Here is an 11,811-nt window from a genome sequence, read left to right on the forward strand (position 1 = left end):
AAAGTTTCAATGAAAAGATAATTCAGTACTAGAGTTTTATATCCATCGTTATTTCCTAAAAAAAGGCGGCAATATTCGCCACCTTTTTTCAATATTCCCCAGGAAATAATATCGGAAATTGTTATTTCAACTCTTTTAAACGCAATTCGACACGACGTATTTTCCCTGAAATTGTTTTAGGTAATTCATCTAGAAATTCAATAACACGTGGATATTTATATGGTGCTGTCAGTTGTTTAACGTGATTTTGTAAATCTTCTACGATTGTTGGGCTATCTTTCAACGATTGGTCTTTTAGTACAATAAACGCTTTTACAATATTTCCCCGTACTTCATCAGGACTTGCCACAACAGCACACTCTTGTACAGCAGGATGCTTAGTTAAAGCATCTTCCACTTCAAATGGACCAATAGTATAGCCAGAAGAAATAATAATATCATCATTGCGCCCTTCAAACCAAAAGTAACCGTCATCATCTTTCGTAGCACGGTCACCTGTAATATACCAATCACCACGATATTGAATTGCTGTACGCTCTGGGTCTTTATAGTAGCCTTTAAATAGCGCTGGAGTTGATTTGTGTACAGCAATATCCCCAACTTCACCTACTGGAACCGGCTCACCTTCCTCATTTACCAGTTCAATAATGTTACCTGGCGTTGGTTTTCCCATTGAGCCGGAACGTAATTCTGTATTTAGCAATGTTCCTATTAGCAATGTGTTTTCCGTTTGCCCATATCCATCCCGCACTACTAAATTATGCTCCCGCTTAAATGTTTCAATTACTTCCCGATTTAACGGTTCACCAGCTGATACTGCACTTCGCAATGAATTTAAATCAAATGAACCTAATTGATCTAATTTAGCCATCATTCGGTATTCAGTTGGTGTACAGCAAAGCACGTTTATCTTATGCTGCTCAATTAAATGCAAATATTGCTTAGCCTCAAATTTCCCTTTATATACAAATGCTGTTGCGCCACTCCCTAACACCGCCAAGAACGGACTCCATATCCATTTTTGCCAACCAGGTGCAGCTGTTGCCCAAACTGTATCTCCATCCTGTACACCAAGCCACTCTGCCGCTGTCGTGCGTAAATGCGCATATCCCCATCCATGTGAATGCATTACACCTTTTGGATTTCCCGTTGTACCGGATGTATAAGCTAAAAATGCTAAGTCATTTGATGATGTATTAACAGAATTAAATTCTTTTAATTGTTGCTGAGCAAGCTCCATTAACGAAGTCCAGCCTTCTTTGCTGTTTCCAACAATAAAGCGTTCAACATTAGATAAACTTTCAACACCTTCAAATTCTTTTACAAACTGCTCCATTACGATAATTGCTTTTGCTTCAGAATGATTCAATCGATATTCAATATCCTTTGCTCTTAGTAATTCTGAACTTGGAATTATTACTAGTCCTGCTTTTAATGCGCCGATATAAGAAACATATGCTTCCAGACAGCGTGGTAACATAATTAAAATAACATCACCTTTTTTTAAGCCTTTCGCGTAAAAGGCATTTGCTGCTTGATTTGCTTGCAGCAAAAGTTCTTCATATGTATATCGACTTTCCTTTCCATTTTCCTCCTGGAAAATCAATGCTATTTTGTTCGCTTTATTTTCGTGCTTTTCAAATTCATCCACAATATTATAATTTGCCGGTGCTACTAAATAGTCTTGATTCATTTTTAAATCTCCCCTTTGTTTAAAAAAGATCTTACTCATTTAGTATAATAATGAAAATCATTAATATCAAAATATTCCGCCATTTTTAATGGATAAATTTTTTTATTACCTGCAAAATAAAAAAGAACCGCTACATAAAGTAACGGTCCTTTTTCATAAATTTTATTATTGGTTTCCACCACGTAATTGTTGCTCAGCCATCTGAACTAGGCGTTTCGTAATCTCTCCGCCTACAGATCCGTTTGCACGAGATGATGCTTCTGCTCCTAATTGTACACCAAACTCTTGTGCAATTTCGTATTTCATTTGGTCAAGCGCTTGTTGTGCACCAGGTACACGTAATTTGTTTGAACTATTGTTGTTTGCCATGTGTTGCTCACCTCCTTGTGACATTAGAATGCACCAGGAGAAAAGTTTAATACACAAAAAAGGCAGGTAATTTATAGTTCGATTAGGAAATCATTTCTATAGTATAAACTTATAGTAAATCAGCAAATTTATCTTCTTTTACTTCTTTTTGTGGAAACACATGAACTTCGCGGTTTTTCACTGCTCGCTCAATTAAATCATCAAATTCCGTAAAACTTTCAAAATGAAGTACTTTTTCTAATTTTGGCTTAGTTTTCGGACTAGATGGTGTAAAAATCGTACAGCAATCTTCAAAAGGCTGTATTGATGTTTCATATGTGCCGATATCCTTCGCAATTTTAATAATGTCATTTTTATCAGCTGAAATTAACGGACGTAAAATTGGCGTATTTGTCACATCATTAATAGCAGTTAGGCTTTCTAAAGTTTGGGAAGCAACTTGCCCTAGGCTTTCACCTGTTACGATTCCTAGTGCACCAATTTCTTCACGAACTTTATCAGCAACTTTCATCATCATACGACGAGTGGAAGTCATAGACATATTATCTGGAACCGCATCTTTTACAGCTACTTGTAATTCTGTGAATGGAATGACATGCAGACGAATATTTGCACCGAATTTAGTTAATTCATTTGCAAGTTCTTTTACTTTTTGCAATGCATTATCGCTCGTATATGGTGGACTGAAGAAGTGAATGGCATCTAATCTAACGCCACGCTTCATCATTAAATACCCAGCAACGGGGCTATCAATACCACCGGAAAGCATTAACAGTGTTCGGCCATTTGAACCGATTGGCATTCCTCCAGCACCTTGAATTACTTGTGCCATCATATAGATTGCATCATCACGTACTTCAATACGTAGTGCAACATCCGGATTTTTCACCTGTACTTTAAAGTTAGGGAAGTTTGGTAATAGAGCTGCACCCATTTCACGCTGCAATTCATGCGTATCCAGTGGGAATGTTTTATCTGTACGATGCACTTCCACTTTAAACGTTAAATCACCTCGTTCGCGGTAGTCTTCTAAAATTTCCATTGCTAATGCTTTCATTACATCTAAATCTTTTTCACAAGATGCAACAGGGCTGATAGATTGGATACCAAATACATTTGGTAAACGGTCCATTAGTACAGCAAATTTTTCTTTGTTTTCAATTTCAATAAACATGCGATCACGTTCTGCACGAATTTTCAGTGGTGCAATATCATTGAATGAATAACGTACATTATCCCGTAAACGGCTAATAAAATCTTTTTTGTTACGTCCTTTTGTTGATAATTCGCCGTAGCGAACTAAAATTTCTTTAAAAATCATTGCGTAATTTCTCCTTTTAACTCTTTCATAACGACTGAAAATTGCTTTTTAAAAGCAGCAATATCTTCGTCTGTATTATTTGTGCCGAAGCTTAGACGCAATACGCCGTTTTTGTATCGACTATCGATATTCAACGCTTCCACAACATGGCTTGTTTTCGTTTGTTTAGATGAACAAGCACTTGATGTTGAAACGATAATATCACGCTTTTGTAATGCATTAATTAAAATTTCACCTTTTAAACCTTTTACACTAAACGACAAAATATGTGGTGCTCCGTCTTTTGGCGAAAGTATATATACCTCTTGGTCAAATTGCTCAAAGAAATGATGAAGTTCTGCTGACCATTTTTTATAGTTCTGGACATGTACAGGCATATTCTCAACAGCTAAACGCGCCGCTTTTGCCAATGCAGCAGCTTGTGGTACTGGAACCGTTCCACTTCGTAAACCAAATTCTTGTCCCCCGCCAACGATAAATGCCTTCAGTTGTGGTTTTTTACGAAATGCTAACAGACCGCTCCCTTTTAGACCATGGATTTTATGACCTGAAACAGAAATAACATCCGGACCTTCATCGCCTTCAAACAATACAGGCAACTTACCAAAACTTTGAATCGCATCAACGTGGAACATCGCTTGACATTGTTTATGAATTATTTGTGCTGCTTCTTTAATTGGCTGTATTGCACCCATTTCATTGTTTACATGCATAATACTCACGATAATGGTATCTTTACGAAGTTTTTGTTTTAATTCCTCTAAAGATATAATCCCATATTTATTTACTTTTAAATAGTCGATTTCATAGCCTTCTTCTTCTAAACGCTTAACGGCTTCCAAAATCGAGGGATGCTCTATTTCAGTCGTAATAATATGCTTGCCTCTAAAATTACTTGATTTTGCAAGACCAAAAATTGCGGCATTATTTGACTCTGTTCCCCCAGAAGTAAATAATATGTTTTTTTCTTCAGTATGCAAAATATTTGCTAATTGCTCACGAGCTTTTGTTAATAACGCATTTGACTCAACACCGGCACGATGGATGGAAGCCGGATTTGCAAAATATTGCTCATTCACTGCCAAGAATGTTTTTAGAACATCCTCGTGTGGTTTTGTTGTGGCACTATTATCTAAATAAATCATCTATACTCTACCTTCTTTTTTAAACTATTCAGCTTTACGACAAGGATGGATAGGAGATCCCCTAATCAATGCAACGCAATGCTTTATAGATAATTTCATATCAAGCAGAGAGGTTGTGGTAATAGTCTATTAAACCATTACCACAACCTCTTTAATTTGCTTATTTATTATAACGCTAAATCGTTCAACATGTAACCGTTATGCTTATCATTTTGAAATCAGTTGTTCTTGTACAAGCTCTTCAATACGATTAATAGCATTAGGATCTACAATTTCAACTGCCCTAGCTGCGTCTTCCAATGCCTTTATGTAGCGGAACTTTTTAAATGCATCCTCTGCTTCAAGCAAACTTTCATGAACTTGGCGATTATTTGCGCGATATCTGTTTCCAAACTGAATGAGACGCTCGATTATTAAAACATTCTCAATCATTTCCTGTGCTTTTTCATGTGTTTCTTCAATGGATTGCTTTGCACTTAGTAAATGTTGATTTACCTGTACAATATTTAATGGTACTTCTTGTAAACTTTGCACCACCACAAAAATACGTTCTGCCGCTTCTTCCAATCGCGCATCCATCTCCTCTGGTATCCCAGGAATATTAGCGCGCCCTAGCAAGCGTTCTGTATTTTGCAGCAAACGCTTTAAAGTTTCCAATTCAGCCCTTGCCTTATTCTCGTCAATCCGTAAATTCTTTAATTTATTTGAAAAGCTCTCTTGTTCTTCTGCAATGCGCTCAATTTCATCCGTAATTTCCTTCAATTCTTCCTGAAGGCTTGAATATGCGGACTTTTCTTCCTGTACACGTGTAGACAATAATTCATAGCGTCTTTGTAAAACTTCCAAATGCTTCAAACCGACTTTTGGAATTTCAGCCTCTTTGTCTTGCAATCGATAGCTATGCTGAATATAGGCCACTTCATCGCTAATATCTTTTGTTAATCGCATCACTTCATTAATCGTACTATACATACCCGTACAATTGCGTTCGACATATTTTCTTGCCATTACTTCTTTTTCTAGTAAATTATAGAAATGATCAATTTCATCATTAATAGTCTGAATGCGAGGCAATACAGTCTGTAGGTTTAACTCGGCAATAGCTTCCTTCAATACGTCTAATTCTTTTTCAAGCCCATCCAAGTATTCTGTCAGCTCTAAATGACGCAAATAATAGTTTTGCTCTTCCATTTCACGCTGCCCATTACGCAACTCATGAATCGCTGTCGGAATTTTTGTCTGTATTTCTGTAAGTAATGTTGGTACTTCGTTCAGTAGGTTGAATATAGTTTGAGCTTCATCATTCAGCTGAAGTACAATTTCACGAGCCTGTAGGTAGTTACCGTCTTTCGTTAACTCATCAAACTCTTCAAACTTTGGTACAAACTGCTCAAGCTTCTTTTCCAATTCCTCTAGAGCGGGACCAAATGAATGTTGATGTGCCAAAATCGTTTTACGAGCAGAACGGTAATATTCTTTTAACTGCTCAATTTCGATACGGTTTTTTTCTTCACTGCCAATTAATTCATCTAGCTCTGTAATAATTTGTACACGAACTTGCTCGCACTTTGTAAGCTCCTGATCAATTTCCCGTTCTGCATGTGTAGCTTTGTTGAATTTGAAACGATCAATAAATTCTTCCGCATCAAACAACAATTCGTCAATTTTCGGAATTTGTTTATCCACAACATCCAACCATCTATTACGCCAGTTTTCAAATAGCTCTTCTGTTTGCCCATTCATATTTAGCGCTTTTACTTTAGCTAACTCTTCAAAAATTGGATAGTGTTGGATTTGTAACTTTTCTTTATCTAATCGTCCTATTTCTGCATTATGCTTGCGTCGTACTACCAACCCTACAATCAATAATGCTAATAGTATGACGACAACAATGATGATATAATTTATCATTGTAAGCCCCCTAATCCCAATTAAAATCAATAAATTACCTATATACGTCTTATTAATAATAACATGTTTTAATCTATTTGTTGAACTATTTGCAGGTTTTTTTACTGCAAATCCCATATTTTTGAAGGAGGTCGCATAAAATGATGCGCGATGGTCATATACATACCCCTTTTTGCCCACATGGCTCCACAGATTCATTCGAGGAATATATTGAGAAAGCAATTGAAAGTGGATTCAAAGAAATATCTTTTACAGAACATGCCCCACTCCCTGATGGCTTTATCGATCCCACACCCGATAAGGACAGTGGCATGGATAAAGTATATTTGAAAAACTATCTTCATCAGCTGAAAACACTAAAAGAGCACTATCAATCAAAGATTATTATTAATATCGGTTTGGAAGTTGATTATATTATCGGTTTTGAACAGCAAACACGTCAATTTCTAAATGAATTTGGACCTTTCCTGGATGATGCCATTTTATCAGTTCACTTTTTACAGACAGCAGATGAGTATGTCTGCATTGACTTTTCCGACGAAGTATACTTACAATTTGCTAATAAGGTAGGCGGAATCGCCCCTATGTATGAACTCTATTATGAAACGGTTAAAAAATCGATTTTGGCAGACCTGGGTCCATTCAAGCCGAAGCGGATAGGTCATCCAACATTAATTCATAAATTTCAGCTGGCTCATTCAAAACAAATTGATGACTCCTTGCAAATTAAGGAAATTCTTATATTAATGAAGCAGCATCATTATGAACTTGATTTCAATAGTGCCGGTTTAAGTAAACCATTCTGCAAGGAGCCCTATCCGCCATTACCATTTGTACAATTCGCAAAAGAATTAAAAATTCCTATTATTTTTGGATCTGACGCACATACTGCACAGCATTTACATCAGCATTATGAGGTTTTACAGCAAAAAATTATTTTTTAATCGGAGGTTTATATGTTTTCAAATATTACTTACAGCGGAACGCTAACTGAGCAGTACGAACAACTTGCAAAACATCTTGATGCATTATTGGACGGGGAAAACGACCTCATTGCAAATTTAAGCAATGCGTCAGCTTTATTAAATTACTTTTTAGAAGATATAAATTGGGTTGGCTTTTATTTAATGAAGGATGGCGAATTAGTGCTTGGTCCATTCCAGGGATTACCCGCTTGTGTTCGCATCCCTGTTGGACGTGGTGTTTGTGGGACTGCCGTTGTAAACAATGAGACAATTATGGTGGATAATGTCCATGCTTTCCCTGGACACATTGCTTGTGATGCAGCATCAAAATCGGAAATCGTCATTCCTTTAACTGCAGATGGAACGGTATTTGGAGTTTTAGATATTGATAGCCCGATTGAGGCACGCTTTACATCGGAAGATAAAGAAGGATTAGAGCGATTTGTCAGTGTGCTCATAAAACATATTAAGTAAAAAAAGGGAGACCCTGAATTATTTTCCAGGTTCTCCCTTTAACATTTTAGCTCCATTGAACTTTCAAACACACAAACGCGATTTTTCCCGTTACTTTTAGCATTGTATAACGCTGTATCCGCCTGTAAAAAGATATGTTGAAAATCCGGTCGATTTCTTTTATACCATGTAACCATGCCGGCCGAAATTGTTACAGATGGATTCGTTACTTTCGGTATCATGTCAACAAGCTCTTTCGAAACTTTTAATGCCTCATTATCTAGAATATTCGGAATATATATAGCGAGCTCTTCACCGCCCCAGCGCGAACAGATTCCTCTCAAACCAATTTTCTTTTTTAGTTGAACAGCAATTTGAACGAGCACTTTATCCCCAATCTGATGTCCAAAGCTATCATTGACCTTTTTAAAATTATCAATATCAATTAGTAGAAACATACCTGAATCATCTTTTTGAATTGATTTTTCAACATACGTATCGGAATAACTACGCGCATAAAGTTTTGTTAAATGGTCACGATCCACCATTTCCTGTAATTGCTCTCTTAAAACAGAGTTGGAAATGGCTAAAGAGGAATGATGAATAAGGGATTGCATCAACTTAAAACTATCGAAGGAGAAGAAATACGGTTCTTGATGCAATACAATGCTAAACCCAATTATCTTTTCTTCAACAATCATTGGGATAACCATCACTGACTTATATTCAATATCCTCCGCAATAAGTCGACTGAAATCAGCGATAAATAATGGATCCTGCTTTACTTTAAAGTGCTTTTCTACATATTGAATATATACTTGAGATTCTTCTTTATTAAAATAAGGGGTACAGACTTCAGTCATTTCATAGTAATCTTTCCTTTTAAATAAAAACCCGACTTCCATCGGTTGGAATGACTTTAATAATTGTTTTTGTAAAAATAATAGCATTTCGTTAATTGTCAGCTTCATATTTAAACGATGTGAAGTTTCGTTAATTAACTGCAAATCACTGATTAAACGATGTGATTGATGATACAGTTTGGCATTTTCCAATGAATTGCCCGATGCCTGGGCAAGCATTTTTATGAACTCTTTTTCTGAATTGGTAAAGGAATAGTTAATAGGGGCTTTTACCTGTAAAATGCCGTATATTGCTTGCTTACCTTTAATTGGTACATTTAATAAACGACAGTCCATTTCAGTAGCTATATCTTCTTTCAACTCTCCAGACACAAATGCCTCAATTGTTGATGGTCGCTCTGATAAGTAATCAAACGGCTTCATCTGGATTTTCGTTTGACGATCCTGATCATTTGATAATATCAGTTCTACTTCTAAATCCGAAAAATTATCTTCAATCGTAATGAGTACATTTTGCAAAATTACATCAATATCCATTGTGGAATGAAAAAGGTCAGTCATTCCATAAAGTTTACGGTATTTTTGCTCATTTGAATGTACTTCATGATTTTGTACTAAAAATTTATGAATGGAGGAGATATTGCTTATAATGTCATCTGTTAATTGTATTTCGAAAGGGGTAGTTGTTTTTTTATATTTAAAAACAATGATTCCATCCATTTTATCGTTACTAATAAGTGGCATTAAATTCGTATGGTTTCTGAAATACGAAAGTTCCTCTAGAAACTTGGGTAATTCTACAACTTTATTTCCCTTTAAATAAGGGGATAATAAATTAAAATCGATATTATAACAATCCATATTGTTTACCGGTTTTAGGCTATTATCAATCAAATGGAATAAAAAACAATCTTCCATATTGAAAAAATCTTTCAGGCTCTCTTCCAATAGTAGAAAATAGTCCTGAAGTTTATTTTGTTGTATATTTGAATTCATATATAGGTTCAGGATATTCGATTTAAATTGATCAATCTTCAGTTGATTTTCCATCATTAAATCACCTTTTCTTTCACTATTACCATTGTCAGTTTCTTAATACTTATTCTTAAGTATACACTTTTTATGCCTAATTGACTATTAATTTTTGTAATATTTTTCTAATAAACACCTCTAATAGTATCGTTTTTATTGGAAAAACGATTATTTTCTGCCTCATAACCATTTTCCCTTATATGTATAATTACCTAATCCTTTCTTTTTGTGAGATTACTTATTCCAATTGATATTCTTTCCTCTAATTTATACTTCTTTTATTCTCCTAGTACTTCATACTTGGAATTTACTGCTTCACTGTAATATTACTATTTGTTGACGTATTGTTAAAAAAAAGATACAATAGCCTTTGTGTAAAATGAATGCAGTAGTTGTATAACTTAATCGTGTATTTTGTTCCTTCTATCTTAGTTAGAATGGTGTATTGTGTAACCCTCTCGGCTGCATGGGCGAAGATACATGAAAATAGAATACCGTTTAATGTCGGGTACAACTGGTTTTTTCTTTTACAACAAAAACCAAATTTAAAGGAGGAGACACAATTATGTCTCGTTATACAGGTCCATCTTGGAAACTATCTCGTCGTCTTGGTATTTCATTAAGCGGCACAGGTAAAGAAATCGCAAAACGTCCTTACGCACCAGGTCAACACGGCCCGAACTCTCGCGGTAAAAAATCAGAGTACGGTCTACAATTAACTGAAAAACAAAAATTACGTCATATGTATGGTATGACTGAACGTCAATTCAAAAATACTTACCTTAAAGCTGGTAAATTACAAGGCGTACAAGGTGAAAACTTCATGATCTTACTTGAAACTCGCCTTGACAACTTAGTATACCGTTTAGGTTTAGCTCGCACTCGTCGTGCAGCTCGTCAATTAGTTAACCACGGCCACATTTTAGTTGATGGTAAACGCGTTGATATCCCATCATACTCAGTAAAACCAGGTCAAACGATCTCTTTACGTGAGAAATCAGCTAACCTTTCAGTAGTATCTGAATCAATGGAAGTTAACAGCTTCGTACCAGAATATTTATCATTCGATGCAGACTCTAAAGTAGGTACTTTCGTACGTATGCCAGAGCGCTCTGAATTATCTGCTGAAATCAACGAACAATTAATCGTAGAGTTCTACTCTCGTTAATTTGATTGCTCTGCAAAGAGTAGTTCGGAAAAGCCTAGAAACGTTGTTAAATCAATGTTTTCTAGGTTTTTTTATTGTATTTTGCAATAAGGTGACCTCCTTTAATACATAATAAAAAGCCAGCACCGTATTAGGTGTGGCTAGACGAAAAATTTTTTTATTCAGAAATATAAATAGTTGCATCATTTTCTAAACCTATATGAACACTTGAAACTGAATGGCTTTTCTCATCAAACCAAACTCCTTGAGATTTGATTATTAAATCTAATGTTTGATAATCAAGTTTTATATTATCTTTAACTTTTTTATCTAAATTAGGACCTAAACCATCTACTAAAATAGTAACATTGTAAGATTTATCCATTGTTACACCTCCCAACTTCTACCTACAATTGCACGCAAATAAGAAACCAAAGGACAAACTATTAATCTGATAAGTTTACTTTTTCTTATTCAACTTCAGAGAAAAATATTTTGTATTGTTGTGGGGTTAATCTACTTTATATAACTTATCTTGCGTTACTATTTGTATACCCCAATATCTCATTTCTGCAAACGAATAAACATTAAAATATCTCACATACTTAATTTATAATTTATTAAAGGATGTGATTTTTTGGAAGATGCAAAATTTGCCGAACTGAATAATGAAAAACTCAATGCAATCAAACAACTGGAAGAAAAGTTGGACGTAACATTAATTGCTTATGACATTTCCGGATCAAACAGTCAAATTCAAAATGGTAACAGTCCTGATGTAATCAACCCTTCTTAATGTTTTGCTATACAAAATAAAAAGACACTCACAAGATGCTGAACTGAACCCTATTTTGTAGACAGTATAATAAAAAGACATGTAGTTGTGCTTAAGCTGCGATTAGATGACTTCGG

11 protein-coding genes are annotated in these 11,811 nt (G+C 35.3%); 4 read left to right on the forward strand and 7 right to left on the reverse strand.

Annotation, left to right across the window (positions count from 1 at the left end; translation table 11 throughout):
- Positions 1-121 precede the first annotated feature (121 nt).
- The 5 genes from mbcS to ezrA form a co-directional block, all read right to left on the reverse strand.
- A complete protein-coding gene (gene mbcS, locus H9632_RS04480) occupies positions 122-1,693 on the reverse strand; it encodes an acyl-CoA synthetase MbcS (protein WP_191702906.1) in 1,572 nt (523 codons plus the stop codon).
- Between the two features lie 165 nt (positions 1,694-1,858).
- Positions 1,859-2,062 (reverse strand): alpha/beta-type small acid-soluble spore protein, encoded by a 204-nt coding sequence (locus H9632_RS04485; RefSeq protein ID WP_191702907.1) that lies wholly within the window; start codon positions 2,060-2,062, stop codon positions 1,859-1,861.
- 109 nt (positions 2,063-2,171) lie between these two features.
- Positions 2,172-3,383 carry a tRNA uracil 4-sulfurtransferase ThiI gene (thiI, locus tag H9632_RS04490; RefSeq protein ID WP_191702908.1) on the reverse strand — a complete coding sequence of 404 codons (1,212 nt, stop codon included), beginning with the start codon at positions 3,381-3,383 and terminating at the stop codon, positions 2,172-2,174.
- Positions 3,380-4,528 (reverse strand): cysteine desulfurase family protein, encoded by a 1,149-nt coding sequence (locus H9632_RS04495; RefSeq protein ID WP_191702909.1) that lies wholly within the window; start codon positions 4,526-4,528, stop codon positions 3,380-3,382. Before H9632_RS04495 ends, thiI begins: the two co-directional genes overlap by 4 nt.
- A gap of 207 nt (positions 4,529-4,735) precedes the next feature.
- Positions 4,736-6,439 carry a septation ring formation regulator EzrA gene (gene ezrA, locus H9632_RS04500; RefSeq protein WP_191702910.1) on the reverse strand — a complete coding sequence of 568 codons (1,704 nt, stop codon included), beginning with the start codon at positions 6,437-6,439 and terminating at the stop codon, positions 4,736-4,738.
- Between the two features lie 140 nt (positions 6,440-6,579).
- Here ezrA and hisJ point away from each other — a divergent pair, with 140 nt between their 5' ends.
- Together hisJ and H9632_RS04510 are read left to right on the forward strand one after the other, a co-directional pair.
- Positions 6,580-7,383 carry a histidinol-phosphatase HisJ gene (gene hisJ / locus H9632_RS04505; protein ID WP_191702911.1) on the forward strand — a complete coding sequence of 268 codons (804 nt, stop codon included), beginning with the start codon at positions 6,580-6,582 and terminating at the stop codon, positions 7,381-7,383.
- Positions 7,384-7,395: 12 nt separating this feature from the next.
- Positions 7,396-7,878: a GAF domain-containing protein gene (locus H9632_RS04510; RefSeq protein ID WP_191702912.1), complete on the forward strand. Its 483-nt coding sequence runs from the start codon at positions 7,396-7,398 to the stop codon at positions 7,876-7,878.
- 38 nt (positions 7,879-7,916) lie between these two features.
- Here the strand turns inward: H9632_RS04510 and H9632_RS04515 are convergent, their stop codons facing one another.
- Positions 7,917-9,770 carry a sensor domain-containing diguanylate cyclase gene (locus tag H9632_RS04515; RefSeq protein WP_225223673.1) on the reverse strand — a complete coding sequence of 618 codons (1,854 nt, stop codon included), beginning with the start codon at positions 9,768-9,770 and terminating at the stop codon, positions 7,917-7,919.
- Positions 9,771-10,317: 547 nt separating this feature from the next.
- Here H9632_RS04515 and rpsD point away from each other — a divergent pair.
- Positions 10,318-10,920 carry a 30S ribosomal protein S4 gene (gene rpsD / locus H9632_RS04520; RefSeq protein WP_191702914.1) on the forward strand — a complete coding sequence of 201 codons (603 nt, stop codon included), beginning with the start codon at positions 10,318-10,320 and terminating at the stop codon, positions 10,918-10,920.
- A gap of 157 nt (positions 10,921-11,077) precedes the next feature.
- On the opposite strand, the gene H9632_RS04525 is transcribed toward rpsD, so the two are convergent.
- Positions 11,078-11,284, reverse strand: a complete 207-nt coding sequence (locus H9632_RS04525) for a hypothetical protein (protein WP_191702915.1) — start codon at positions 11,282-11,284, stop codon at positions 11,078-11,080.
- 252 nt (positions 11,285-11,536) lie between these two features.
- On the opposite strand from H9632_RS04525, the gene H9632_RS04530 reads away from it, so the two are divergent.
- On the forward strand, positions 11,537-11,695 hold the full coding sequence (locus tag H9632_RS04530; protein ID WP_191702916.1) for a uroporphyrinogen-III decarboxylase: 159 nt from the start codon (positions 11,537-11,539) through the stop codon (positions 11,693-11,695).
- The last annotated feature ends 116 nt before the right edge of the window (positions 11,696-11,811 follow it).

The sequence above is a fragment of the Solibacillus merdavium genome (assembly GCF_014836935.1).
Lineage (GTDB): Bacteria > Bacillota > Bacilli > Bacillales_A > Planococcaceae > Solibacillus > Solibacillus ferritrahens.